23 protein-coding genes are annotated in these 26,286 nt (G+C 59.5%); 9 read left to right on the forward strand and 14 right to left on the reverse strand.

Translation table 11 applies throughout. The features are described from left to right. Positions 1 to 32: 32 nt before the first annotated feature. On the reverse strand, positions 33 to 605 hold the full coding sequence (locus B097_RS0108650; protein WP_018582134.1) for a TetR/AcrR family transcriptional regulator: 573 nt from the start codon (positions 603 to 605) through the stop codon (positions 33 to 35). Between the two features lie 274 nt (positions 606 to 879). Between B097_RS0108650 and B097_RS0108655 the strand changes: the two genes are divergently transcribed. Further along, positions 880 to 1,206, forward strand: coding sequence for a GNAT family N-acetyltransferase (locus tag B097_RS0108655; RefSeq protein ID WP_018582135.1), 327 nt, complete (start codon positions 880 to 882; stop codon positions 1,204 to 1,206). A 73-nt stretch (positions 1,207 to 1,279) separates the two neighbouring features. Here the strand turns inward: B097_RS0108655 and ndk are convergent, their stop codons facing one another. From ndk to B097_RS0108700, 9 genes are all read right to left on the reverse strand, one after another. Then, positions 1,280 to 1,690 carry a nucleoside-diphosphate kinase gene (gene ndk, locus B097_RS0108660; RefSeq protein WP_018582136.1) on the reverse strand — a complete coding sequence of 137 codons (411 nt, stop codon included), beginning with the start codon at positions 1,688 to 1,690 and terminating at the stop codon, positions 1,280 to 1,282. Between the two features lie 62 nt (positions 1,691 to 1,752). Then, positions 1,753 to 2,061 (reverse strand): hypothetical protein, encoded by a 309-nt coding sequence (locus B097_RS0108665; RefSeq protein ID WP_018582137.1) that lies wholly within the window; start codon positions 2,059 to 2,061, stop codon positions 1,753 to 1,755. 10 nt (positions 2,062 to 2,071) lie between these two features. After that, positions 2,072 to 2,866, reverse strand: coding sequence for an ATP-grasp domain-containing protein (locus tag B097_RS0108670; protein ID WP_018582138.1), 795 nt, complete (start codon positions 2,864 to 2,866; stop codon positions 2,072 to 2,074). Next, positions 2,859 to 3,707, reverse strand: coding sequence for a RimK family alpha-L-glutamate ligase (locus B097_RS0108675; protein WP_018582139.1), 849 nt, complete (start codon positions 3,705 to 3,707; stop codon positions 2,859 to 2,861). The genes B097_RS0108670 and B097_RS0108675 overlap by 8 nt, the downstream gene beginning before the upstream one ends. 4 nt (positions 3,708 to 3,711) lie before the next feature. Next, positions 3,712 to 4,128 carry a DUF4233 domain-containing protein gene (locus B097_RS0108680; protein WP_018582140.1) on the reverse strand — a complete coding sequence of 139 codons (417 nt, stop codon included), beginning with the start codon at positions 4,126 to 4,128 and terminating at the stop codon, positions 3,712 to 3,714. Then, positions 4,129 to 5,739, reverse strand: coding sequence for a bifunctional folylpolyglutamate synthase/dihydrofolate synthase (locus B097_RS0108685; RefSeq protein ID WP_018582141.1), 1,611 nt, complete (start codon positions 5,737 to 5,739; stop codon positions 4,129 to 4,131). Beyond that, positions 5,740 to 8,466: a valine--tRNA ligase gene (locus B097_RS0108690; protein WP_026254410.1), complete on the reverse strand. Its 2,727-nt coding sequence runs from the start codon at positions 8,464 to 8,466 to the stop codon at positions 5,740 to 5,742. A 42-nt stretch (positions 8,467 to 8,508) separates the two neighbouring features. Continuing rightward, entirely contained in the window at positions 8,509 to 9,963 is a 1,455-nt protein-coding gene (locus B097_RS0108695; protein WP_018582143.1) for an Hsp70 family protein, read from the reverse strand. A 42-nt stretch (positions 9,964 to 10,005) separates the two neighbouring features. Beyond that, complete coding sequence (locus B097_RS0108700; protein WP_040429537.1) at positions 10,006 to 10,995, reverse strand: malate dehydrogenase; 990 nt, start codon at positions 10,993 to 10,995, stop codon at positions 10,006 to 10,008. A 349-nt stretch (positions 10,996 to 11,344) separates the two neighbouring features. On the opposite strand from B097_RS0108700, the gene B097_RS0108705 reads away from it, so the two are divergent. Continuing rightward, positions 11,345 to 12,136 (forward strand): TetR/AcrR family transcriptional regulator, encoded by a 792-nt coding sequence (locus B097_RS0108705; protein WP_018582145.1) that lies wholly within the window; start codon positions 11,345 to 11,347, stop codon positions 12,134 to 12,136. 18 nt (positions 12,137 to 12,154) lie between these two features. Here the strand turns inward: B097_RS0108705 and clpX are convergent, their stop codons facing one another. Then, the gene (gene clpX, locus B097_RS0108710; RefSeq protein ID WP_026254411.1) at positions 12,155 to 13,432 is read right to left on the reverse strand and encodes an ATP-dependent Clp protease ATP-binding subunit ClpX; all 1,278 of its coding nucleotides are present in this window, start codon (positions 13,430 to 13,432) and stop codon (positions 12,155 to 12,157) included. A 245-nt stretch (positions 13,433 to 13,677) separates the two neighbouring features. Between clpX and B097_RS0108715 the strand changes: the two genes are divergently transcribed. The 3 genes from B097_RS0108715 to B097_RS0108725 all read left to right on the forward strand — a co-directional run bounded on the left by B097_RS0108715 (position 13,678) and on the right by B097_RS0108725 (position 18,658). Further along, a complete protein-coding gene (locus B097_RS0108715) occupies positions 13,678 to 14,904 on the forward strand; it encodes a benzoate/H(+) symporter BenE family transporter (protein WP_018582147.1) in 1,227 nt (408 codons plus the stop codon). A 3-nt stretch (positions 14,905 to 14,907) separates the two neighbouring features. Beyond that, positions 14,908 to 17,169 carry a helix-turn-helix transcriptional regulator gene (locus B097_RS0108720; protein WP_018582148.1) on the forward strand — a complete coding sequence of 754 codons (2,262 nt, stop codon included), beginning with the start codon at positions 14,908 to 14,910 and terminating at the stop codon, positions 17,167 to 17,169. A gap of 154 nt (positions 17,170 to 17,323) precedes the next feature. Beyond that, positions 17,324 to 18,658 carry an MFS transporter gene (locus tag B097_RS0108725; protein ID WP_018582149.1) on the forward strand — a complete coding sequence of 445 codons (1,335 nt, stop codon included), beginning with the start codon at positions 17,324 to 17,326 and terminating at the stop codon, positions 18,656 to 18,658. On the opposite strand, the gene B097_RS0108730 is transcribed toward B097_RS0108725, so the two are convergent. The 3 genes from B097_RS0108730 to catA form a co-directional block, all read right to left on the reverse strand. Beyond that, positions 18,636 to 18,872, reverse strand: a complete 237-nt coding sequence (locus B097_RS0108730; RefSeq protein ID WP_018582150.1) for a muconolactone Delta-isomerase family protein — start codon at positions 18,870 to 18,872, stop codon at positions 18,636 to 18,638. The genes B097_RS0108725 and B097_RS0108730 overlap by 23 nt on opposite strands. Positions 18,873 to 18,898: 26 nt before the next feature. Next, positions 18,899 to 20,020, reverse strand: coding sequence for a muconate/chloromuconate family cycloisomerase (locus B097_RS0108735; RefSeq protein WP_018582151.1), 1,122 nt, complete (start codon positions 20,018 to 20,020; stop codon positions 18,899 to 18,901). A gap of 153 nt (positions 20,021 to 20,173) precedes the next feature. Next, on the reverse strand, positions 20,174 to 21,037 hold the full coding sequence (gene catA, locus B097_RS0108740; RefSeq protein ID WP_018582152.1) for a catechol 1,2-dioxygenase: 864 nt from the start codon (positions 21,035 to 21,037) through the stop codon (positions 20,174 to 20,176). Between the two features lie 579 nt (positions 21,038 to 21,616). On the opposite strand from catA, the gene benA reads away from it, so the two are divergent. The 4 genes from benA to B097_RS0108760 all read left to right on the forward strand — a co-directional run bounded on the left by benA (position 21,617) and on the right by B097_RS0108760 (position 26,250). After that, positions 21,617 to 23,134: a benzoate 1,2-dioxygenase large subunit gene (gene benA, locus B097_RS0108745; RefSeq protein WP_018582153.1), complete on the forward strand. Its 1,518-nt coding sequence runs from the start codon at positions 21,617 to 21,619 to the stop codon at positions 23,132 to 23,134. A 61-nt stretch (positions 23,135 to 23,195) separates the two neighbouring features. Continuing rightward, complete coding sequence (gene benB / locus B097_RS0108750; protein ID WP_018582154.1) at positions 23,196 to 23,690, forward strand: benzoate 1,2-dioxygenase small subunit; 495 nt, start codon at positions 23,196 to 23,198, stop codon at positions 23,688 to 23,690. A gap of 116 nt (positions 23,691 to 23,806) precedes the next feature. Then, on the forward strand, positions 23,807 to 25,411 hold the full coding sequence (gene benC, locus B097_RS0108755) for a benzoate 1,2-dioxygenase electron transfer component BenC (RefSeq protein ID WP_018582155.1): 1,605 nt from the start codon (positions 23,807 to 23,809) through the stop codon (positions 25,409 to 25,411). Then, positions 25,411 to 26,250: a 1,6-dihydroxycyclohexa-2,4-diene-1-carboxylate dehydrogenase gene (locus B097_RS0108760; protein WP_018582156.1), complete on the forward strand. Its 840-nt coding sequence runs from the start codon at positions 25,411 to 25,413 to the stop codon at positions 26,248 to 26,250. Before benC ends, B097_RS0108760 begins: the two co-directional genes overlap by 1 nt. Positions 26,251 to 26,286 lie beyond the last annotated feature (36 nt).

A 26,286-nucleotide genomic window follows, 5' to 3' on the forward strand; every position in this document is an offset into this window, starting at 1 on the left:
CACACCCCGCGATAAATAGTTGATCGGACCCGCTAGCGGTGCCGGGCGATCACAGCCGCAACGGTCTCGACAATCGACGGATGTTGCTCATCTTTCTCCAGCTGAGCACGAATAACGGAGCCGACCACAGCATCAACCACTTCATTGACAGCGTCGAGGGCCACGTTGGAAGCCTTGAGAATTTTCTCGGCCTCTACAACGGAGTCCGCATAAAGCTCAGTCACTAGGCCAAATAGGGTGCCGGGCTCACGCAAGCCGTCAATCAGCGCGCCGATCAGGCCCGGAAGGTCTTTCCTGCTGCCGAGCGTCAGGCTTTCGACGAGGCGCCAGGCCACCAGGTCGTCACTATCGGTAGACGTCGCCAACCCCAATTGTTCCTCGGCGATCATCGTGCGCACCTTCGCCAGTTCGGTAAAGCACGTTTCTAGGAGCTTTTCTCGACTGACGTAATAGTATCCAATGGAGCCGACGGGCACGCCAGCCCGAGCAGCGACTTGGCGGTGCGTTACCTCTCGCAGACCTTCGTTCAACAAGATCTCGATTGCTGCCCGCAGAATTACCTCACGCTTCTGAATGGCGCGTGATTGCTCGGCGCGCTGTGCCACTTGCCCCACCTCCTTCTCATACAGGCAATACCTTTTATGCAATCAAACTTATATCTTTTCCCGCGGAAAATCGAATTGATTGCATTAAAAGATTTTTAGACTACTCACGTGCGCCAGAAACATGGATTTAGCTGCAGTTTCACAGCTGTACGTTTGCTTTATGTTCCCTGTGTAGCGTCGCTACTGTCAGACCGAACGGTTCAGCAACAGTGAAACGAATCTTTCAGTGATTCATAGACCTATAGTGGAGCCACACGACGAAAGGAAAAATACTATGGCTACCGAGCACACTGAACACACCGATAAATCACAACGCCCCGTCCACGTCGCGCACAACGAGGACGCGCATCGTTACACCATCACCTATGACGGTGACAGCTCCCCCGTCGGCTACCTGGAGTACGTCGACGAAGGTTCTGAGCGCAATTTCAAACACACCGTGGTGAAGAAAGAATTCAACGGCCGCGGACTGGCCGGCATCCTAGTCAAGGTCGCTGCTGAAGACAGCGCATCCCGCGGATGGCCCATCATCGCAGAATGCCCCTACGTTTCTTCATGGATGGAGAAGAACGATTTCCAGGGTGAGTGGCGTACGCCCTAACTAAAGCCAGAAAAGATCAAAGCTCCTCCAACAGCCATAATCATGGCTGCGGAGGAGCTTTCACCACGTTGAACTACTTGTTCGGGAACCAGATTGCGATCTCGCGCTCTGCGGACTCAAGCGAGTCGGAACCGTGAACAACGTTCTCACCAACGGTCAGAGCGAAGTCACCACGGATGGTGCCTGGGGTGGCCTTGGACACTGGGTCGGTGCCACCAGCCAGCTGGCGCCATGCCTCGATGGCGCGCTCGCCCTCGACGATGCCCGCGACCAGCGGTGCGGAGGTGATGAACTCAACGAGCTCGCCGAAGAATGGCTTGTCCTTGTGCTCTTCGTAGTGCTTCTCAGCGGTCTCGCGGTCTGCGGTACGCAGGTCCATCTCGACGAGCTTCAGGCCCTTGCGCTCAATGCGGGAGATGATTTCGCCGACGTGGCCATTAGCGACGCCGTCTGGCTTAATAAGAATCAGTGTACGTTCAGTCATGCCGAATACCCTACCGAACTACTTGCAGGCGCGCAGACTTTGGACCGCCATTCAGCGTCCCATCAGTCCAGTTCCCTCACGATGCGCTGGGCATCTTCGTTGCTGGCGTAACGATCCCACAGCATCAGCTGCCTGATCGCCCCGGATTCATTGCCCTCAGCCTTCAGACCCCGCAGGGTCTCTTTCTGCTCGTCGCTAAGCACGAATTCCCTCGGCGGCTTCTCCTCGGCCATTTTCATAAACCCCAGGATGAGGAAAATCGCAGCCAGAATCAGCGACACCCACAGCATCCACCCCGGACCACCAAACCAGTTGGCGCCCAGTGCGATCAGGGTGAACAAGGTAGCAAGGATGAAATAGAGCACGCGCATAGCCACAACCCTAATGAAAGGGGCCACCTTCTGCGAGGTAACGCAGGTGCTTATCGACGAGATCCAGCTGCGTCAGCGAATACACCATCCGCATGCCGACGACATCCTCGACCTCGTTAAGCACCCAACCGTCTTGGTGCCTGATGAAATCCACCCCGCATAACCCCTGGGTAAGAATCGGCGCGACCTTGATCAGCTCACCCAATCGAGCCAGTTCATCGTCGTGAAGCGAATATGTGCGCGCGGAACCGCCAAGCGAATAGTTGGATTTGAAGCTGGTGGTGGAGGTGCGTAGCATCGCGGCCTGCACCTGCCCTCCCAGCAGGTAGACGCGCAGGTCCACCCCTGGGCTGTCGGCGAGTTCCTGCACGATGAGGCTGTCGTCGTCGACATTGGTCGCGCGGGTCACGCGTTCGACCCCTTCTCCACCGTGTCCGCCGCGAGGCTTCACGACGAAGGGTGGCGCCATGGTGTGACCAGGCGCCAATTGAGTGCGCATCACCGGCACACCGCGGGCGTGGAAGTACTGGTAGGTGGCCCATTTATCGTTGGCCACGCGCGCAAGTTCCGTCCCGTTGTGCACCGCTACGCCGCAATCCTCAAGACGCGCGCGCAGCTGCGGGGCGACGCAGCGAAACAGGGCGAGATCAGGCAGGCTGCTGGGCAGCCTGCCTGCTAAGGGTTCGTCGGCAAGCACCAGTGTTGCCTGCAGTCCATAACGTGTGGCGGTGGTGAGATATTGCTTGATCATCCACTGGTTGCGGGCGGCGCGCGGGCCGTCGTAGACCAGCCACATGCTACGCATCGCGAACGTACTCCATGATCAACCGGCCAATGTCGATGCCGGTCGTACGCGACATGTTCACGAAATGGGCGTTGGAATTGACCTCGCACACCACGGGGCCGTCCGGACCGTCCAGCAGGTCCACGCCGGCGAAACCGGCCCCCACCGCGCGGGTCGCGGCGATCGCCAAACGTTCCTGCTCTAGCGTGGCCTGGACCTGGCGGGCCTGACCACCATGGGTCAGGTTGGCGCGAAACTCCCCTGGCTGGGCGGTGCGCTCGATGGTCGCCACGACTTCATCGCCAATCACCTGGAGGCGATAGTCCCGCCCTGCGGACTCAGTAACGAACTCCTGGACGATGCCGTCGCGCGCGCCCAGCTGACCCAACCACGTGACAAGATCCTCGCGCGTGCGGGCCAAATGCACCTGCGCGCCGAAGGAACCGAAAGATTCTTTGACCACCACCGGCAGCCCGAAGTGCTCGATAGCCTCGTCCACGAAGGGCTGCTCCTGCCACGCGACTGGCTGGAAACGCAGGGGCACCACCATCGTGTCCGGCTGGGCGATGCCTGCTTCCAGCAAACAGGTGTAGGTGCGAAACTTATCGTCACAGGCCTCGATCGCCGCCGCCGAGTTAAAACAGCGCACACCGCGGGCCTCCAGCCAGCGCCCCACAGCGACATCCTTGTCCCACAGCACCACCCAGTCGGGGCGTTCGCGTTCCAGCTGCGCTTGAACCTGCGCGTTGGTGACAAACTGCGCCTTCAGGCCTGCCTGGTCGGCCGCGCGCAGCAACCACTCGTGCAGCTCAGCGAACTTGGCAGAGTGGTAGAAGTGGTTGACGACGATCCAACCGGCCATCGCATTAACCCAGGTGCTGGGTGGTGAGCAGGCCGCGCTTCATGCGCTCGATCATGTTGCGGCGCAGCGTCAGAACGAACCACCACACCACCGCGAACATCACGCCGATGGCAAAGACCGACCAGTGAATGAAGATGCCGGCGAGCAAGAACACCTGCAAGATAACCGCCACGGGCAGCGCCCACTTAAAACGCGTGAGGAAGGCCAGCACAGTGTGCGCCACACCAAGCGCGGTGATATACCCCCAGTTGAAGGTGGTCCACAGCTGACCATCGTCGATCTTCAAGATCACGGTCAGCGACAGGAAAATGGTGATGGCCTCGAGAAAGAGCACTCCGGCGACCACCCCGTTGAGGCCTTTCATCGGGTCCTTGGCAGGCTCGTGGCCCTTGCCTAGTGGGCCGTAGTTCTCGTCGCTCATCTACTCCGCATCCTTTGCAAACAGTGGGTGTGCTTGTGCCACGACCTGCCCAGAGCCGGTCAGCACAATACCAGTGCCTGATTGTGCCTCATCGCCACCCATTTCCTCAAGCGCCAGCTCACGGGCCGTCGCGTACGCACCGGCCAACGTGTCGTCGACAAATACTCGGTCATCGCCGAAGATCTCTCGCGCAAGCTCCGCCAACTCATAAGGGTCCATGGCGCGTGACGACGACAAGCCCGCCACCACAACTACTGACAGCACAGGTTCCAGTGCGCGCAAAATACCGGCCGCGTCCTTATCCTCAAGCACTCCCACCACACCGATCAGGGTGGTGAAATTAAAGTCGCGCTCGAAGGCGGCCGCCAGCGCCTGGGCACCGGCCGGGTTGTGAGTGGCGTCCACGAATGTTGTGGGGGTGGTGTCCATGCGTTGCAGCCGGCCCGGCACCTCCACGGCCGCGAAACCGCGGCGAATCGTGTCCTGGTCCAACTGGTGGCCCGAATGCGCACCAAAGAAGGCTTCCACCGCTGCGAGGGCAACAGCCGCGTTCTCCGCCTGGTGGGCGCCCGATAAGGGAACGAAGACGTCGTCGTAAAGCCCGCCCAAGCCACGCAGCTGCACGGTCTGCCCGCCCACAGCAATGGCAGAATCCGCCACGGTGAACTCGCTGCCGTAGCGGGCTACAGCAGCATCGACCTCCACGGCGCGCGCGAGGATCGGCTCCAGCGCCTCCCCCGGTTGTGCCGCGATGACGGCCACAGCATCGGGGTTGCGGATGATCCCGGCCTTGTTCGCGGCGATCTCCGCGATGGTCTCGCCTAAGTAGTCGGTGTGGTCCAGGCCGATCGGGGTGATCACGTTGACATCCGCGTCGGCCACATTGGTGGAATCCCACAGCCCACCCATGCCGGCCTCAATGACGGCGACATCCACCGGCGCATCCGCGAATGCGGCAAAAGCGATGGCGGTAAGCACCTCAAACTTCGACAGTGGAATATCGAAACGGGCATCCACCATCTCCACAAAAGGCGCGATCTCTTCATAGATGCGCACGAAGTCCGCCGGGTGCATGTCCTGGCCATCGATGCTGATCATGTCATTGACGGCGTTGATCTGCGGGCTGACAAAGAAGCCCACGCGGCGGTGAAAAGCCTCCAGCAGCGTTGCGATCATCCGCACCGTGGACGTTTTCCCGTTCGTGCCAGCCACGTGGATCACCTTGTAGCTCTGCTGCGGGGTACCCAGGAAATCAAGCAGCAGCGAGATCTTCTCGGTCGACGGTTCGATCTCCCGCTCGTTCGCCCGCTGCCCCAGCTTCTCGGTCACCCGCGCTAGTGCTGCGCGGTCGTCGTCGGTGATGGGCCGCTGGATCGGTTCGACCGTCTCGGTCTCCAAACCCTCGACCTCAACGGGGTCTTCGCCCACCACCGGCGCTCCGCCCAGGTTGAGGGTGCGGCCGGCGTCGGTGGTCTCCACGTCGAAGGCGGGCTGCTCAGGCAGGTCCGCCTCATCGGTCAGGTCAGCATCACCGTCGTCGATGCTGGCATCGATGGCCTCGAGAATGCGCTTGATCTGTTCGTCGTCAGAATGTGGGCGATGACCCGTCATCTATTTCAAGTTCTCCAATCGCGCGCTGATGCGCGCTTGCTCTTCGGTTGCTATCTGCTGGCGGTCGCGGATCTTCTGCACCACGGCCTCCGGCGCGTTCGCCAGGAACTGCTCATTGTTCAGCTGTTTCGCGGTGGTCTCCAGTTCCTTCTCTGCGGCAGCAAGCTCCTTTTCCAGGCGCTTGCGTTCCGCAGCCACGTCCACTGTGCCGGAGGTATCCAGCTCCACGTCCAGGGTGGTCTGGCTCAGGCGCATTTCAATGCTTGCCGACGATGCAAAGTCCGCACCCGGCGCCTCCACGCGCGCAATATCGCGCACCATGGCTTCCTGGTCCTCCAGGTCAGCCGCGGCGAAGTCCAGCTTGCCCGGAACCTTCTGCGAAGGCTTCACACCTTGGTCGGCGCGGAAACGGCGCAGTTCAGTGATCAGCTTGATGGAATCCTGAATCCTTCGCGCCGCTACCTCATCGGTAGCTGCCCCACCGTTGGTGTCCTCAGACGATGGCCATGGGGCCTGGGTGACGGACTCCTCTTCGGTCAGCGCGGTCCACAACATCTCCGTGATGAACGGCATGGTGGGGTGCAACAGGCGCAGTACAACATCAAGCGCGCGACCCAGCACGATCTGGGTGGACCGGGTGCGGGCCTTCTCCTCCTCCGTCGCCTGGTCAAGATCACGAGAAATCTGAGTTTTGGAAATCTCCAGGTACCAGTCACACAGCTCATCCCACACGAAGTGGTAGAGGTCCTCGTTGGCTTTCGCGAACTGGTAGTCATCTAGGCGCTCGTCGACAAGCGCACGGACCTCCTCCAAGCGGTCGAGGATCCAGCGGTCAGCATCCGTGAGCGTCTCGCGGACAGGCAGTTCGCTCACCGCAGCACCATTCATCAGCGCGAACTTGGTGGCGTTGTACAGCTTGGTGGCAAAGTTGCGGGCGGCCTGGGCGTTGTCCTCGCCGATCGGCAGGTCTACACCGGGGTTCGCGCCACGAGCCAGGGCGAAGCGCAGTGCGTCCGCGCCATATTCCTCCACCCAGTCCATCGGGTCGATGCCGTTGCCCAGGGACTTCGACATCTTGCGACCCTTTTCATCGCGCACCAGGCCGTGCAGGTAGAGATCCGTAAAAGGCACCTGCGGGCGGCCGTCGATGCCTTCGCCCAAGACCTCCGGGGTTTCCTTGCCGGCAAAGGTGCCGAACATCATCATGCGCGCCACCCAGAAAAACAGGATGTCATAGGCGGTGACCAGCACGGATGTTGGGTAGAACTTTTCTAGGTCCGCAGTCTTTTCCGGCCAGCCCATCGTGGAGAAAGGCCACAGTGCAGAGCTGAACCAGGTGTCCAGCACGTCAGGGTCCTGCTCATAGCCTGCTGGCGGTTCTTCGTCCGGGCCCACGCAGACCACGTCGCGGGTCCCGTCGCTTTGCTCGGGCCCGTACCAGATCGGGATCCGGTGGCCCCACCACAGCTGGCGCGAAATCGTCCAGTCATGCATGTTGTCCACCCAGTCGAAGTAGCGCTTCTCCAACGCTGGTGGGTGAATCTTCGTGTCGCCTTCGCGCACCGCGTCGCCGGCCATCTTCGCCAGCTCCTCGACCTTGACGAACCACTGCAAGCTCAGGCGCGGCTCAATCGCTTCCTTGGAACGCTCCGAGTGTCCAACCGAGTGCACGTACGGGCGGACCTCCTTGACGATGCGGCCTTGTTCCGCCAGTGCCTCGCGCACCTTAACGCGGGCTTCCTCGCGGGTCAGGCCATCGAACTGGGTACCGGTATCTGCGATGTGGCCGGTCTTATCCATGATGATCGGCATGTCCAGATCGTGGCGCAGGCCCATCTCATAGTCATTCGGATCGTGGGCAGGGGTGATCTTCACCGCGCCGGTGCCGAATTCCATATCCACGTAGTCGTCGGCAATGACCTTCAGCTTGAGGTCATCACGGAACGGGTGATCAAACTCGGTACCGACCAAAGCGGCGTAGCGCTCGTCGTCGGGATGCACGGCAATAGCCACGTCGCCCAGCATCGTTTCCACACGCGTGGTGGCCACGATCAGGTGGGGTTCGTCGTCGTTTAGCGAACCGTAACGGATGGAGACCAGCTCGCCCTCGACGTCCTCGTAAATCACCTCAATATCAGACACGGCGGTCTCCAGCACGGGTGACCAGTTCACCAGGCGGTAATCCTGGTAGATCATGCCCTTGTCGTACATCATCTTGAAGATGGTCTGCACCGCGCGCGAGAGGTTCTCATCCATGGTGAAGGAATCACGGGACCAGTCCACCGAATCACCGATGGCACGCATCTGCGACTGGATGGTGCCACCGTACTTTTCCTTCCAGTCCCACACGTGCTGGATGAATTCTTCGCGGCCGTAATCGTAGCGGTCCTTGCCCTCAGTTTCCTTGAGCAAAGCCTCCACCTTGGTTTGGGTGGCGATGCCCGCGTGGTCCATCCCCGGCAGCCACAACACCTCATAACCCTGCATGCGCTTCCGACGTACCATCACATCAATCAGCGTGTGGTCGAGCGCATGGCCCATGTGCAGCTGGCCCGTCACATTCGGTGGCGGCAGCACAATAGAGTAGGCAGGCTTATCACTTTCCGCATCGGCGGTGAAATAGCCCTTATCTACCCACCCCTGGTACAGCTCCGCCTCCAGGGATTGAGGCTCCCAATTCTTCGGGAGGTTGTCTGCTCGGTTCTTGCCCACGTTTGCTTCAGTCACGCGCACCAGTCTAGCCGGTACAGGCAGCACAGATTAGATGACCTAGCTAAGTTCTGGCGCGGCGGTCGCGGTGACCGTGTAGCCGTCATCCAATTCGATCGTGATCGTTGCCACGCCGTTGTCATCCACGCTGAGCGTTTCGACGACAGCGGGACCAAAATCGCTGCGCTGCACATCTACCTCGCTGAGGTCCGAGCAGTACCGCAGGTTGTGGTCAAAGGGAACGTAGACCTCCGCCAGAACGGTGAAGTCGCCCGGGGTGTCGTCGTCAAGCGAGGAATACTCGATATAGCGAAACACGCCGATATTGTGGGCGGCCCGGTATCGCCTAGTCACCGTGGTGGTGGGATCTTCTGGCCCCACCAGTTCGTCGAAGGAGATTTGGCTGCCCTCGTGCGCCTCGCGGAACACCCCGATCCGTCGCGCGAGGCGGTCGGTGAGGTGGAAATCAGACTCCGGGTCCGCCGCGATCGCAAGCCCAATCGCCGTCGACGCAGTGGGCAGCTGCGAACGGTGCACGCGCCTTCCGTAGCGTTCCCGCAAGACCCGCGAGACCAGAGGCAACGCAGACGCCCCGCCGACCAAGTAAATGCCGGCGATCTCCGTATCGCGCAGGCTGTTTTGCTCCCCCAGCAACGGCACGATGGCCTCCATCGTGCGCTCCACAAGAGGTGTGGCGGCCTCATAAAAATCGGCGACAGGAACGGTGACTGCTCCGCCAGGCAGGTCGATCAGCACCCGGCGGGTTTGCGGCTTAATCGCCTCTTTTGCTTCGCGGATCCTGTCCATCACGGCAGGGGGCACACCATCGGCCAGCACCTTCGGCGGCAGGGCAAGACCGGCCAAGACATCGTCGAAATCATCGCCGCCCAAACGCGCAATACCCGTGGATCGTTCCACCACATGGTCCAACCCATCGATGCGCAGCAAGGTCGCATCAAAAGTGCCGCCACCCAGGTCAAACACGATGATCGAGGTACGCTTCGTGTTCAGAGTGCGCGCGTAGCGGTGGGTGTATTCGAAACCGGCAGCACTTGGCTCATTGATCAGGCCAATCACGGTGGCGCCGGCTCGTCGAAAAGCATCCATGGTGAGCAGGCGCTGGGTCGACCCTGCGTTGGCCGGGACACCAAGCACGATCTCCACCGGCTCGTCGGCAGGCTGCTGGGCTCGGAGCTGGTCGATGATATAGCGTGCGAAGGTTGCGAGCACTTCGGGGATCGTCGATACGCGATCACCGACCGTGACCTCAGTGTGCGGGCCGATATCCGGCGCAGACAAGAGACGCTTGAACGAGCGCGTGACGACGACGCCCTGGTCTACCGCAGCCATCGCGTCCCAGCCGGCGCGGATGTTTCCCTCGACCAACCCAACGACGGTGGGAACATACTCGTGGAGGTCGCCCTGCGGGTCTGGGATATTCACCACAGGGTAGTTCCCGCGATCAACAGCGGCGATCACTGTCCTTGTGGTGCCAAAATCAATACCGTAACGCATGATTCCACACCCTAGACTGTGTCGCCGCTTTTCGTTGGTCTCTTATTTCAGCAAGTCGGCGACTGCGTCGCGCTCACCTTCGAGCTCGGTGATGTTCGCGTCGATACGCTCGCGCTGGAAGTCAGAGATATCTAGGCCCTCGACAACCTTCCAGGCGCCGTTCTCGCCGATCACTGGGAAGCCGAAGATCAGGCCTTCTGGCACGCCGTACTGGCCGGTGGAAGGAACAGCGGCGGTGGTCCACTTGCCGTCGGTTCCCTGCACCCAGTCGCGCATGTGGTCAATCGCTGCCGACGCAGCCGACGCTGCGGAGGACTTACCGCGTACCTCGATGATCTCGGAGCCGCGCTTTGCCACGCGTGGGATGAACTCGTTGACGTACCAGTCATTATCTACAGCCTCTGGAACAGGCTTGCCGTCGACGGTGGCGTAGGTGATGTCTGGGAACTGGGTGGCGGAGTGGTTGCCCCACACAGCGACCTGTTCGAAAACGTTGGTGGTCACGTCGAGCTTCTGGCTCAGCATGGATTCGGCGCGATTGTGGTCCAGCCGCATCATCGCGTTGAAACGGTCCGCAGGAATGTCCTTGGCTGCGTTCGCCGCGATCAGTGCGTTGGTGTTGGCCGGGTTACCGACGACCAGCACGCGCAGGTCATCTGCAGCGTGGTCGTTGAGCGCCTGGCCCTGAGGGCCGAAGATCTTGCCGTTATTGGCGAGCAGGTCTGCACGTTCTTCGCCTTTGCCACGTGGCTTCGCGCCGACGAGGAAGGCGGAGTTGGCGCCGTCGAATGCGGTCTTCGCATCATCGGTGACGGTGATCTTGGTGAGCAGGTCGAACGCGGAGTCCGACAGTTCCATCGCAACACCCTCGGCGGCCTTCACCGCATCAGGGATCTCAAGCAAGGTCACTTCGATGGGGGTATTAGGGCCGTATACGTCGCCGTTCGCAAGCCTCCACAGCAACGAGTAAGCAATGTTGCCGGCCGCGCCGGTGACTGCAACTTTCACGGGAGCATTAGAAGACGTAACCATATTGGAAAATACCTCTCACTTGATTCGCTTGGATGTCTGTGGTGGCTGTCTCTGACCACTGCCTGACAACCAACAGCCTACCCGCGTTTCCCCTAGCGCGAAGCGATTCAAAGACGCCCGCAAGCACGCGAAAACCAGTGCGGCCGATCACAGCTTGAGGCCCCTCCCCCACAAATCACCCCCTAAAATGGCAGTTTTATCGGGTTTTGTGTGGGTTTGGCTACAACCAGGCACACCACGGGTGTAGTTCAGGCACTATAGACTGTGATCAGTACAGATAATTAGGTAAAAATTATAGTTTTCCAGTTTGGGTGGGCTCCCGCTCACCGTCGCCGTACGAAAGGTGGCCATGTCTTCGAATTCGCAACCACAGGACCAAGGTCCGGTGGAAGATTCCGTGAACGAGCACAATGCACCCGACGATGCTAGCGACACCAGCGACAACACCACCGTGCACGATGTCATCGATATCGCGCTGACCGGTTTTGCCAAAAATGGATTTAGCGGTACCAAATTAGACGCAATCGCCAAGAAGTCAGGCATGTCCAAGCGTATGATCCATTACCATTTTGGCGATAAAAAAGGTCTATACCAGCAGGCGTTGGCTACCGCGGTGTCTCGCTTGCACCCGCCAGAGGATCTCCTTAACCGCTCCTATGCTGTCCCCGTCGAGGGCGTACGCCGGTTTGTTGATGCACTCTTCTATCGCATGGTGGAACAGGAGGATTCTCTGCGCTTACTTCAGCGTGAAAACATGGATCCTGTGCTCAAACTCACAGAAATCTCCGCCATTGCGGAAGCATCCGAGCTCACCTTGCACCTGGAGCGGCTGCTCATGATGGGCCAAGACGCCGGCGCTTTCCGCCCCGGAATTTCCGCAGAGGATCTCTTGGCGCTCATTGTGTCGCTGGGCAGTTACCGGATCGGTGGCCGTGCCCTGTCCATTAATCTCTTTCAGATCGACCCGACCAGCCGAGAGAACACCGAAGGAATGCGTCGCTTCGTGATCGACGCGGTGCTGGCATTCCTGACGTCTAATATCCCCGACTCGGGCTACGATTCCTACCTCAGCGCCACACCTGCGATCCCTAAGGCCCCTGCCGCCGGAGAAATTTATGAGCTAGGCGACGACATCTACTAACGCCGCCCTGCTACTGGACTAGGCGGACTTTTCTTCGTCGGCAAGCACGAAGGTTGGCTCGCCCTCGCCGCGGACAACGGCATCGGAAATGATGACTTCGTCGATGTCTTCGCGATCAGGCAGGTCGTACATGATCGGCACCAAGACTTCTTCCATGATGGCGCGCAGGCCACGGGCACCGGTTCCCCGTTCTGCGGCCTTGTCCGCGATTTCACCAAGGGCTTCCTCGGTGAACGTCAAGGTGGCATCATCCATGGAGAACAGGCGCTCATACTGCTTTACCAGGGAGTTTTTCGGCTCAGTAAGGACCTTGATCAGGGATTCGCGGTCCAGGTTGTCCACCGTAGCCACGATCGGCAGGCGCCCGATGAACTCCGGGATCAGGCCGAACTTCACCAGGTCTTCAGGCTGCACCTTCTTCAGGATCTGCTGCTCTTCGCGCTCTTTCTCCGACTCAATTTCTGCGCCGAAGCCAATGCCCTTCTTGCCCACGCGCTCCGCGATGACCTTCTCTAGGCCCGCGAACGCACCGGCAACGATGAACAGAACGTTGGTGGTGTCCAGCTGAATGAATTCCTGGTTCGGGTGCTTCCGCCCGCCCTGTGGCGGCACGGATGCGACGGTGCCCTCCAAGATCTTCAGCAGCGCCTGCTGCACGCCCTCGCCCGAAACGTCGCGGGTGATCGAGGGGTTTTCAGACTTACGCGAAATCTTGTCCACCTCATCGACGTAGATGATGCCGCGCTGCGCACGCGCCACGTCGAAGTCAGCGGCTTGCAGCAGTTTCAGCAGGATATTTTCTACGTCCTCACCGACATAGCCAGCCTCAGTCAGGCTGGTGGCATCGGCGATGGCGAAAGGCACGTCGAGCATGCGCGCCAAGGTCTGCGCTAGGTACGTCTTGCCGGAGCCGGTGGGGCCCAGCAGCAAGATATTGGACTTGGCGATCTCTACCGCGTCATCACGCTTCTTCCTCGTGGACGCTGCCTCTTCTGCGCGAATGCGCTTGTAGTGGTTGTATACAGCCACCGACAGGGTGCGCTTGGCCTCATCTTGGCCGATGACATAATCGTCGAGGAACGCGGAGATCTCCGAAGGCCGCGGCAGACGCTGCCTCTTCGAATCTTCCTCGGCCTGGGCGCCTTGGAGTTCCTCTTCGATAATCTCATTACACAACTCAATGCACTCATCGCAGATGTACACTCCGCCACCCGCGATGAGTTTCTTCACCTGCTTTTGGCTCTTTCCGCAGAAAGAGCACTTCAGCAGGTCGGAGCTATCTTGAGTCACTGACATGAGGTTTAAACGCTCGCTTTTCCGTTCGCTTGTACTTCCAGCCTGCAGGGTAGCCCGATTGTAGCGAGTTCCCCACAGATTGTCCCACCCAGCTTAGTAGCAAGCGCGCTTAACGACGATTCCCCCGTCTGCGCGTCGCGATTAGCGCCACTGCCCGGCAATTGTGGACTCGAGAGGTTCAACCAAAAGTAGGCTAAAAGTGTTCTGGAACACATTAATTGTCGCGCTGCGGTAGTGTCGCCCGCATGACCAAGCTCCTCGGTGCGATTGAACGCCCCCAGCTCCCACGCCCCACCTTCCGCGAGTTCCTCCGCGATGCAGGCCCCACCGAGATCGGCAACGGCCTGGTCGCGTTTATCTTTTCCGCTTCCGGCCCGGTTGCTGTGATTCTCGCGGCGACCGCCGCAGGAAATTTTTCACCAGAGCAGACATCTTCCTGGATCTTGGGCGCGTTCTTGGGCAACGGCATCATCACCTTATTGATGACGTACCTCTACCGCTCCCCCATGGCCTTTTATTGGACGATCCCGGGCACAGTGTTGGTCGGCGATGCGCTGAGACACTACACGCTCAATGAAGTCGTCGGCGCCTATATCGTTACCGGCCTATTTGTCTTCGTGCTGGGATGGACTGGCCTCATCCAAAGGATTATGGCCTTGATCCCCTCCACCATCGTCATGGCCATGGTGGCGGGCGTCTTTTTACGCTTCGGCACTGACTTAATCGGCGCGCTTGTCGACGATCCCGTGATGGCCGTCCCGATGACAGTATTATTCGTCATTCTCACCATGATCCCAGCCGCCGGTAAATGGCTGCCCCCAGTTGCCACCGCGGCGGTACTGGGAACCATTATCGCCTTGGCTGCGGGAAGGTTCGAAGGCGACCTTGCAGCCAATGGAATTTTCGCCACTCCGCAGCTTGTTGCACCTGTGTTTTCTTGGGGCGCAATGGTGGAGCTGGTCATTCCTCTAGCAATTACCGTCGTCTTTGTGCAGAACGGCCAAGGGCTCGCGGTGCTGCGTGCCGCCGGCCACAACCAGGGCACGAACCTCTCCTCCGCGATCTCGGGCCTGTGGTCGCTTCCCGTCGGGCTGTTGGGGTGCGCGTCGACATGCTTAACGGGCCCGACGAACGCCCTGCTGGTCTCCAGCAAGGATTCTTCCCGCCACTACGCAGCCGCAATCGTCAACGCCATTGCCGCGATTTTGGTGGGCTTTGTCGCCCCGGTGTTTGTGGCATTCATGCTTGGTATGCCCGCTTCATTCATCGCAGCGCTAGCCGGGTTGGCCATGCTCACCCCACTCAAGAATGCGTTTGTCGCCGGTTTCTCCGGCCCATTTTCCACCGGTGCTTTGGCGTGCTTCCTGGTCACCATCGCAGAAGTTACGTTCCTAGGCCTGTCCGCCCCGTTTTGGGGACTGGTTGCCGGGGTAATCGTCGGTAAGCTTCTAGATAAAGAAGTAAAGGCGTGATGCATGGCCCAGCAAGCTGATCAATTTCTGCGTAGGCGTTTGGTTGAGAGAGTCGTCGGCATTGTGCATGCCCACACGCAACGGCTCATCATCATTCCTGCCGCCGAGGGTTTGGGGGCGCGCCGCTTTCTTGACGGTCTCGCTTCCCACTTCCCTAAAGAGAAAACGCAGGTGGTCAACGTTCTGCCCTGGGATTTGAGCTACCCCGGCGCGTTGCTCACCCAGCTCAAGGACCGCCCCGATGATGCCATCGTGTTCATTCACGATTTCGACAAAGCCGACGACACCTCGTTTCGTGAGCTGGTCACCGCCGCTAAACGTCACGGGGTTCGCATTGTGACCACGGTGTCGTCGGAACGCTTGAATGTGCTTGCCGACGACATCATCAGCTTGACCCCCTTCACGCTCCCAGAGACGGATCAGTTTGCTCGCGCATTGACTGGGCATAAACTTCCGGCGCTGCTGATCGAAGACTTGTATTTCGCTACTCGGGGCCGGCCGGATTATGTGGCTGAGATGCTGGATGTGGCCCCGCGGGACTACTGGTCGCAGGCCAATACGGCGATCACGATCCCGGACTCTTGGCACTTAGAGTTCAACAAGTCCATCAAGGGGCTTCGCCCGGAGACAATTGAGGCCTTATATGCCCGGCCCCTTGTGGCGGAGGATCTGAAGGAGGCGATCGCCGCGGGGATTATTGAGCTCCGCTCAACAGAGCTGGGGCAGGAAACGTTTTTCCGCGATCCTCGTTTTAATGCCATCACCCAAGCTGCTACCCCAAGTCCGCCGCGTGCCACCAATGCCATCTCGCGGGAGAAGTTGTTGCTGTCCAAAGCTCAGGCGCACGCCGATGACCTTGGCCTGGGGTCTGCCCAGTTGTTCCTGCAGGACTGTACCGGGGTGGTCAACGCGGAGCACCGCGACACCCTCACCGGCTATATCGCTTTGTATAGGGGCAACCGCGCCCAGGCGCAGACCTACCTGGAGCCAGTGACGAAGTCTCTGGAGCAGTCCGCCGCCGGATCGATGTATGAGCTTGCCAACTGGAATCCGCGCGGGCTGGCGATGCGGGCACAGCACACCATGAGTTTGGCTAGCCCCGGTTCCGTACGTTACGAGGAAGCCCACATTCACCGCGCCTTCGCGTACCTGTTGGCCAATCGCACGCCCCCAGGTCAGCCACCAGAATTCCATCACGCGGTGTCGCGCGAACGCTATAACTTGTTCGGCGGGTGGGCGGCACTTGCCGACGATGATCCCATCTCTGCCCGCGAGCGCCTCCGCCCCGTGCCCGGCGGCGCCCTGTCTGTGGGGATGTGGCGCGATGCTCTCTTCGCCCGAACCCTATTCATCCTGGGCCAATGGAACGATGCCAAAGTGGTCGTCGAACGTGGCCTGTCTGCCTGCGAACTGCACGAGGTGGGCCTGCTTGAGCCGTTCCTGCTGTGGACCGGCGCGCTGATCGCGTCGATGGAGGGTGACCAATCCCTGGCACGGTCCTACGTGAACCGCGCCGGAGCCGGCAGCGATTCCTTTGCACTGCAGCAGATCCCCGCGGCGATGGCCCGCCTGCTTGTCTCCGCCAACTTGTGGGATCTACATTCCACGGTCAGCGCCGCTGATGACCTCGCAGCCGCCGCCAAGCGCGCCGGTCCGCACCAGCCCGGCTTCTGGCCGTGGGAGGATATTTATGTCCAGACCTTGTTGCGTGCCGGGCGTGTCGATGAAGCCGAAGAGGCCCTCTCCGCGGCCGAGCAGCGCGCCAGCGGCGTGGACCTGCCCTCCTGGTTTGCTCGCCTGGCCGTCCCGCGCGCCACGATCATGCTGCAGCGCGGGGACACGGAACGGGCTTTATCGCTTTTCGACGATGCCGTCGACGCCGTCGAGCACTCCCCCATGCCGGTCTACGCCACCCGTGTGCTCTTTGAATACGGCATCACGTTGCGCCGGATTGGGCGCCGGCAGCGTGCCGACGATATCTTCCGTCGCGCCTCCACCCTCTTTGAGGAGATGGGGGCGTATGCCATGGTGGAACGCTGCAACAAGGAACGCCAGCTCAGTGGCGTCGGTGGGCGCGTTCATTCACGCCTGGGCCTGACCGCCCAAGAGGAGCAGGTCGCACGCCTCGCTGCCGGTGGCACCACCAATCGGGAGATCGCTCTGCAGCTGACTGTGTCATTGAAGACCGTCGAGTTTCACCTCACCAATATCTACAAGAAGCTGGGCATTCGCGGGCGGGCCGACTTGGCCGCCGCACTGGGATGAATATAATTGGTTTGTTTTTGAGGTCGAATGCGCTAAATTTTCTTTTCAGAAAAATTGCACAGTCCGTGACGCCGAGAGCCCTTGTGCCGAGCGGAAGCTACCCCGCCACCATTGTCGGGAGTAGTTCCCCTACGACACCACAAGGATACCCCGCATGGACATTCGTACCCGCATTGATTCATCCCGTATGACCGCCTACCAGTGGCTGATCATTGCCCTGGTCACCTACCTCAACGCTCTCGACGGCTATGACTTGGTCGCCATCGCGTATTCTTCGACCGTCATCACCGAGCAGTTCAGCATTGGGCCGGCCGCCCTGGGCTGGTTGCTTTCCTCCGCTCTGCTGGGCATGGGCGTCGGTGCTCTACTCCTGGGGCCCCTGGCTGATAAGTTCGGTCGCCGCAAGATGATCATCGCCTCCATTCTGATCAACCTGGTGGGCTTGGTGATGACGGGCTTCGCCACCACTTTCGGTGGCCTGTTGACCTGGCGTATCGTCACCGGCATCGGCGTCGGTGGCATCCTCGCCACCATCACCGTGGTGACCAGTGAATTCTCAAACCGCAAGTTCCGTGGTCTGGCCATGGCGATCTACGCCTCCGGCTACGGTCTCGGCGCCACGTTGTGCGGCACACTGGCAGCCCAGTTCATTCCGACGATCGGCTGGGAATGGATCTTCTTCACTGGCGCGATCCTGACCATTGTCGGTTTGCTCGGCGTTCTATTCGTACTTCCCGAGTCCACCGATTACCTGTCCAACCGCCGTGACCTCGATGGCGTCCGCAGCGTCTCCGCACGCATCGGGCATGGCACCGATGTGGAGCTCAACCCCGTCGTCCGCACAGAGAAAGCACCGCTGCGTGAGCTTGTCTCCGGCGATTTTCTTGGAGTCACGATTCGCCTCTGGATCGCATTCTCCTTGGTGAATTTCGGATTTAACTTCGCGAACTCTTGGACCCCGAAGCTGCTCACCGAAACCGGCATGACTGCCCAACAGGGCATCCTCGGTGGCATCATGCTCTCCTTCGGCGGCACGATCGGATCCCTCATCTTTGGCGTACTGACCACCAAGATCTCGGCGCGTACCGTGTTGATTTCCTTCTCAATTTTGGGTGCCGGCACGCTCATCGCCTTCATCTACTCCACCGGCATCCCCACCCTTGCCTTCGCGCTTGGTGTTCTGGTGGGCATGCTGCTCAATGGCTGTGTCACCGGCATGTACACCGTCACCCCAGCCGCTTATCCTTCGCACCTGCGCGGGACCGGCGTGGGAGCAGCCCTTGCGGCCGGCCGTGTTGGCGCGGTGTGTGGCCCACTTTTGATCGGCTACCTGGCCGAAGCCGGATGGTCCCCAGAAGCTTTGTACATCACGGTGGCCGCGGTGTTCGTATTCACGGCAGTGGCACTCTTTGGGTTGCGCTCCCCGGGAACCGCGGTGGTGTCGTCGGAAAGCGAAAAGCTGCCTATCACCGCTGCCTCAGCGCAGTAACCTCCACCTCGGCCCACGGTGCAAGTGGGAGCTGCGCAACCCAAGCGTCGATGTCCTCGGTCTCGAGGATGCCAGCCACAGATCGCTGCCCCACCACCTGGTAGAACCCGGCGGGCAGCATATCGCGGGTGCGCTGCAGCAGGTCCGCGCGTACCTCTGGGTCCATATCATCGGGTGTGGTCGCGCGAATGATCACCAAATAGGGATTCGACATGGACCCAGTGTATCTAGCGCCGCCGCTTAATCTCGGGCGAAGGCCTTGACCTTGTCCCAGTCAGGTTCCAGCCCAAGGCCCGGCCCCTCAGGCAGATGAACCACACCGTTTTCGTAGACGAGGTCTTCGGTGGTGTAGCTTTCGCGCAGAAGCATGGGACCGAAAAGCTCCGAACCGTAGGTCACCGCAGGTGTTGCGCACGCGAAATGCAGGGAGGCTGCGGTTCCGAAGGGCCCCTCCAGGGATGTCGCGCCGTGGCACGCAAGACCTGCCGCCTCCGCGATGGCGGCGACCTTCTTCGATTCCTGCAGCCCGCCCAGCTTGGTCGTCTTCAGCGCGATCACGTCCGCGGCTTGGGTGCGCACAACTGCTAGCGCGTCAGCTGGGGAGCACACCGATTCATCCGCCATCACAGGCACGCCGATGCGGGTGGTGATTTCTCTGAGCGTTTCTAGATCATGGGCTGGTGTGGGCTGTTCGAAAAGTTCCACCCCGGCCTGGGCGAGACGCGGCAGATACTTCAGGGCTGTCAGACGATCCCAGCGCGCGTTGACATCGATCCGCAAGCCAACCTTGCCGTCGAGAGCTTCCGCGAGCTGCTCAATGCGCGACGTATCCACTGCGGGATCGCCTGATCCCATCTTCAGCTTGAAAGACTGGTGCCCGTATTGAGCGATGCGCTCCTCAATCTCAGCGACTGCTTCGTCGAGAGGCAACACGCCGAGGGCCCAGGTCACGTCGAGCTCGTCGCGGTAACGCCCGCCCAGCAGGTCCCTGACCTGAACCCCGAGTGCGCGTGCCCATGCGTCGTGCATTGCGACGTCGACTGCGGCCTTTGCGAAACGCATGTTGGCCACAGAACCTTCGAAATCCGCAAGGATTCCTGCGAGCTCGTTGACCTCGCGGCCGATCATGATCGGTGCAAGGTGACCGTCAATGATCACCTTCATTGTTTCGGCAGACTCGCCGCCCCACCAAGGGCCGCCAGGGACAACTCCTTCGCCATAGCCGCTGATGCCCCCTTCAAGGAAAACTTCGACCAGGAGGATGGGTTGCGCTGTCGCAGTGTAGGTGGCAAAGCCGTGCGGCCGGATGAGAGGCACGTCCAAAAGAGTGGTATTTACTTGTGCAATTGTCAGATCAGACATCAGGGGAACTCCTCAAGCGTGGGGCTGTTGTGTGGTTTTGGATTAGATAGTAAATGAACAGGCAGAGGTCCCGGCGCCTAGGTGAACGGCGCCGGGACCTTAGTGTGGTTCAAGCCTGTCGTGGATCGGTGATGCGGTCACCGCAGCCGACGTCTAGTCTTCCTTGTCCAGACGGAAGCCGTACTCGACAACGTTGCGGCCCTCGCCGTCCTGCTCTGGGTACAGGATGAGCTCTGGCTTCACTGCGGTAGCCACGTCATTCTCGGTCCACTCGCCGCCATCAAAGTACAGCTGAGTGGTGATCTCACGGTAGCCAGGGTGCTTCACGCGCAGGTGGAGGTGCGCTGGGCGCCATGGGTGGCCACCGTAGGAAGCGATGTACCAGCCAGTCGGGCCGTCGTGAGGAATCTGGTAAGGCGCTGGCTGCAGCGTCTTGATGTTGTACTCACCGTTTTCGTTGGTGCGGATGGTGCCGCGCAGGTTCCACTCAGGGATACCTGGCGCGAACTGGGAGTAGTAGCCATCCTCGTCCGCGTGCCACAGCTCGACGGTCGCGCCGCCGAGGCCGTTGCCGTCAACGTCGGTGACCTGGCCCTTAAAGATCAGCGGGGTAGCTTCGCGATCCTTGTCACGCATTGGCATTTCAGCGTCCCAAGGCAGCTCAGGAGCATCTTCGACGTAGTACGGGCCCTCGATGGAACCCTTGGTGCCGGTGTAGTTGTTGCGGTCATAGTTGATCTTCTCGATCTCGTGCTCGACGAACACGTCCAGCCACAGTGGCCACTCGCCGTATTCGCCAACTTGGATCATCCAGTGCTTCAACACGCGGTACTCGTCGTAGGTCACCTGGTGCTTGTGCGCGACCTCTGCGATAGCTGCGAGAAGATCAGTGTAGATCTCACGAGCACGCTCCTTCGAGGTGTCCGACTTCACCGTTTCGTGAAGGAACTTTTCAGTAGCCGCGGTACCGGAACCCTTGGCAGTTGGGTCTTCTTGCTGTGCAACCTGGTCAGACATTGGTGTCTCCTTAGTGAAAATTCTTACAAGATGGGAAAGCCCGCTCCCGGAATGCAACACCTGCCTGGATTGGTAGGACCTGTAGGCCGTGATGCTTCCAATCCCAACGCTCACTGTTGGGTTTGTTACTTAACCGGACTGGCACCTCTAAGTGTGCAACAGATCACCCTTACGGGCCAGGGGGTAATCAGGTCACAAAGGCCGCGGCCAGCCAAGCTTGAAACAAAACCCAACGTCAAAGGGTCGCGGACTTCTGCCAGAGGAAAATCCCCGTAGTCAGCACTAGGCGTTCCCCTCAACCCAGGGGGTGGAGCAGTAGGCCACCGCCCAATGGTCCGGCGAACAAAAAGGCTTCCTCCTTGGGTTTCACACTCCCCAACCAACCCCCTAGACAAGCCCGGGAATTCCCCCTGGTGTGATCCAAGTCTCTAAAGGGTAAGAATTGTGATGATGCTTTAAGGCCACGTCCGAACGCTGCATCTAAGTGCGCAACGCACAGCAGGTTTCGCTACGTAGCTGAACGCACCAGTACCCATCGCTACCGCGATTATCAGTGCTAACCGGCAGAAGGAGATTGCCATGACCGCCCCAACTGACAAGACTCGTGAAATCCTCTCTCGCGCATTAGAGAACAGCCCCGAAGAAGGCATCGTTCGCCTGAACCGCGAGATCTTCACTGACGAAGAGATCTTCGAGCTCGAAATGAAGTACATCTTCGAAGGCAACTGGATTTTCCTTGCGCACGAATCCCAGATCCCTAACGTAGGCGACTACTTCACGACGAATATTGGCCGCCAGCCAGTGGTGATCACCCGTTCCCGGGACGGCAAGTTGAACTGCTTGATCAACTCCTGCTCTCACCGCGGCGCGATGCTGTGTCGTCGAAAAGTAGATAACCGCACCACGTTGACCTGCCCTTTCCACGGCTGGACGTTCTCCAATGACGGTACGTTCCTCAAGGCAAAGGACGAGGCCAACGGCGCCTACCCCAGCAACTTCAACACTGAGGGATCGCACGACCTGCGCCGCGTGCCAAAGTTCGAGTCCTACCGCGGCTTCCTCTTCGGCTCCCTGAACGCCGATGTGGTTGACCTTGAGGAGTTCCTTGGCGATACCCGCGTCATCCTCGATATGCTGATCGATCAGTCGCCAGAAGGCCTCGAAGTCCTCAAGGGCGCATCGACCTACACCTACGACGGCAACTGGAAACTGCAGGCAGAAAACGGTGCCGACGGCTACCACGTCTCCTCCGTGCACTGGAACTATGCTGCCACGACCTCACGCCGCAGCACCGGTGAATCCGCCAATGAGACCAAGGCCATGGATGCGGGTAAGTGGGGCGAGCAGGGTGGCGGATACTTCTCCTACCCTTACGGTCACCTCATGCTCTGGTCCGAGTGGGCTAACCCGGAGGATCGCCCCGTCTTCGACCGCTTGGAAGAGCTGAAGGAGCTCCACGGTGAAGAGCGCGGCAACTTCATGGTGGGTGCTTGCCGCAACCTCTGCCTGTACCCGAACGTCTATATCATGGACCAGTTCTCCACCCAGATTCGTCGCCTCGAGCCCGTGTCCGTGGACAAGACCGAGGTCACGATTTTCTGTATCGCGCCTAAGGGCGAATCCGCTGAAAACCGCGCCAACCGCATCCGCCAGTACGAAGACTTCTTCAACGCTACCGGTATGGCTACCCCGGATGATCTGGAAGAGTTCCGTTCATGCCAGAAGACCTACCGCGCTTCCTCCTTCCCGTGGAACGACATGACCCGCGGTTTGGGCCACCAAGTCGAAGGTGCAAATGACCTGGCGAAGGATTTGGGCATGAGCAGTGTGCTCAGCTCGGGAACGCGCACCGAGGACGAGGGCCTCTACCCGATTCAGCACGCGTACTGGGAGGAAGTTCTTGAGGCAGCGGTGAACCAGGAAGACCAAGATCATCAGGAACGTACCTCGAAGAATGTACGTAACGACGACCATGCTTCCGCAGCAACCACCCAGCATGCGAAGCAACGCGCTGAAGCTAAGGCAGCCTCTGCGTCGAAGAACTCCGGCGGCGAGGTCTCATCCTCCGGGCGTCGCGTCCGCAGGAAGCGCAAGTAATCAGCTGATACTGCCACACGCTGCCCACAATTCCGCATTCTCTTAAGAAGGATTCCCTATCATGTCTGACATCACCCGCGACGATATTCTTGACTTCCTCTACTACGAAAACCGGCTTCTCGACGACCGCGAGTTCGAGAAGTGGCTCGAGTGCTACCACCCAGATGCCGAATACTGGATGCCCTCCTGGGATGTGGACGACGAGTTGACCACCGATCCGCAATCGGAGATCTCGCTGATCTACTACCCGAACCGTGCAGGTATGGAAGACCGCATCTTCCGCATCCGCACCGAGCGCTCAGCCGCCACCTCCATCCCAGAGCCACGCACCGGCCACAACCTGACCAACCTCGAAATTTTGGACCGCCGCGACAAGCAGGTGGATGTCCGCTACAACTGGATTTCCTACTACTTCCGGTACAACACCACGGACCACTACTTCGGAACCACCTGGGTCACCATTGATTTCTCGGGCGATTCGCCACAGATCTTGAAGAAGAAGATCGTCCTGAAGAACGACTACATCCACCATGTCGTCGATGTGTACATGCTCTAAACCAATCCCCTAATTGAGCAGTACTTAAAGAAGAACCATCGTGCCTTTCTTTCAGTCGCATCAACAGCGGCCCTGAAAGAAAGGCATGCACCTAATTCTGCAGTGAAGGAACTCCCATGGCTCAACCACAAGTAGCCCTGACTTTCGAAGATGGAGTCACCCGATTCATCGAGATCGAAGAAGACCAAACCATCACCGACGCCGCATACAAGGCTCGCATTAACATTCCGTTCGATTGCCGTGACGGCGCGTGCGGTACATGCAAAGCCTTTTGCGAATCAGGAGAATACGAAGAAGGCGAATACATTGATGACGCGATGACGGAGGACGAGGCGGACGAAGGATATATTCTTTGCTGCCAGACCTACCCGATCGACGATATGGTCGTTCAGATCGCCACCACGTCGGCAGCAGCCAAGACTGGCGCTGCAACGATGATCGGTCACATCGAGGAGCTGGAGCGACTTTCTGAATCGACCATCAAGTTCGCTGTGAAGATTGAGGAGCGCGACCAGCTTCATTACCTGCCTGGCCAGTACCTCAATATCGCGCCCCCTAACGCGGATTTCCATCGTTCCTATTCTTTTTCGTCGGGACCGAGCGACGACATCGTCACGTTTTTGGTGAAGAACACCCCAGGCGGCAGGATGTCGCACTACCTCACCGAGGAAGCCAAGGTGGGCGACCGTCTCAATCTGACGGGGCCTATGGGTTCGTTCTTCCTGCGCGAACCGCTAGCACCCATCCTTTTGCTCGCCGGTGGCACAGGCCTGGCCCCAATTCTTGCCATTTTGGAGAAGCTGGCGGAGGATCCGGACATGTCGCAGCCGGTGCGCTTGATTTATGGTGCGACATTCAACCACGACATCGTCGAAGTTGAGCGGCTCAATGGTTTCAAAGAGAAGCTGCGTGATTTTGACTGGTTCTCTGTTGTTTCCGGTGAAGGCGAGGAGCATGAGCGCACAGGCTATGTCACCGACCATTTGACCGACGAGCTGATGCACGGCGGCGATGTGGATGTCTACCTCTGTGGTCCACCTCCGATGGTCGAAGCAGTCCGTACCTATTTCCGCGACCTGGAGAATCCTCCGGCGAACTTCTATTACGAGAAGTTCACCCCTAATGTCGGTGATTCGTCCGAGGGCCCGGAGCCTGAAACCGGCGCGGAGGACCTCTCCACAGCAGATAAGGGCGCAGAAACCGTCGCCACTGTGGAAGACGGCCTGTCGAAGACCATCACTTCCCAGGGCAACGTGGAAACAGGCCATGTCCTGAGCGCCAAGACGAACTCTGAGGCGCAGTTCAACGCACTGATGGCTCTTGAGCTCGGTGTCATAACACTCATGATCGAGCTGCTCGACGATGACGACTACGCAGAAATGCGCAGGCTGGCTAAGGCGTGTGAAAGCTTCATCGAAGGTGACAAGTTTGTCGACGCGGCCGGATACACCGAAGCCAACGCGGAGTACCACAACTACCTGTTCGACAGGTCCGGAAATGACGCAATGAAGCAGGCCTATAACGTCCTGGACGTAGTCGAAGTCATGCACACCGAACTGTCGGACACTGGCGTAGTTATCGGTGGCGTCGTCCAGGACCACTTCGATCTTGTCGATGCCCTCGAAGCAAAGGACTTCGCTGCGTGCCGCACCGTTGTGGAACGCCATCACCGGAGTGCGATCGATACTGTGCACCGTGCAATCGAGGATGGTGACCGCTAATGGCTTTCGGTGAAATGCCTACCGGTGACGGTGTGGAGGGCGCTCCCCCAGTGTTTACCCCAGGCCGTTTTGAGGGCCAGGTCGTGCTCATCACAGGAGCAGTCCAGGGAATCGGCCTCGCGGTGGCCAACCGAATTGCGCACGAAGGCGCGCAGCTCTTCCTCGTCGATCGCTCCGAGCTGGTCAAGGAAGTCGCCGACACATTGACCGAGCGAACAGGCGCTGAGATCGGTTGGTGCGCCACCGACTTGGAGCAGTTTGATGGTGCAGCGTCCATGGTGAAGCAAGCCGTCGATATGTTTGGGCGTATCGACGTGGCCATCAACAACGTTGGCGGAACAATCTGGGCAAAGCCATTTGAGCACTACTCACCTGAAGAGATCGAGAAGGAGATTCAACGCTCGCTATTTACCACCTTGTGGTCTGTCCGCGCTGAATTACCGGCGTTAATCGATGCGGGCGGTGGAACCATCGTCAACGTGTCCTCCGTGGCCACGCGCGGAGTGAACCGGGTTCCTTATGCAGCGGCGAAGGGCGGAGTCAATGCGATCACCGCTGCACTTGCAAAGGAGGCGGCTTCCAAAAACGTGCGTGTCGTCGCCACTGCTCCCGGTGGCACGGAGGCACCGGCGCGCGTCGTTAAGCGCGGGCCAGGCCCCGAAGACAACACGGAGAAGGAATGGTACCAACAGATTGTTGACCAGACTATTGATTCTTCTGAGTTCAAACGCTACGGGACCCTTGAAGAGCAGGCTGCTCCTATCGCTTTCCTCGCCTCGCGGGAGGCGAGCTACATCACCGGGTCCGTGTTGCCGGTAGGAGGTGGCGATCAAGGCTAGTGGAGTAAACGCGCAAATTCTGTATAGGCACTGTTA

Origin of the sequence: Corynebacterium pilosum DSM 20521 = CIP 103422 (assembly GCF_000373805.1) — a bacterium.
In the GTDB taxonomy this organism is placed as follows: Bacteria; Actinomycetota; Actinomycetes; order Mycobacteriales; family Mycobacteriaceae; genus Corynebacterium; species Corynebacterium pilosum.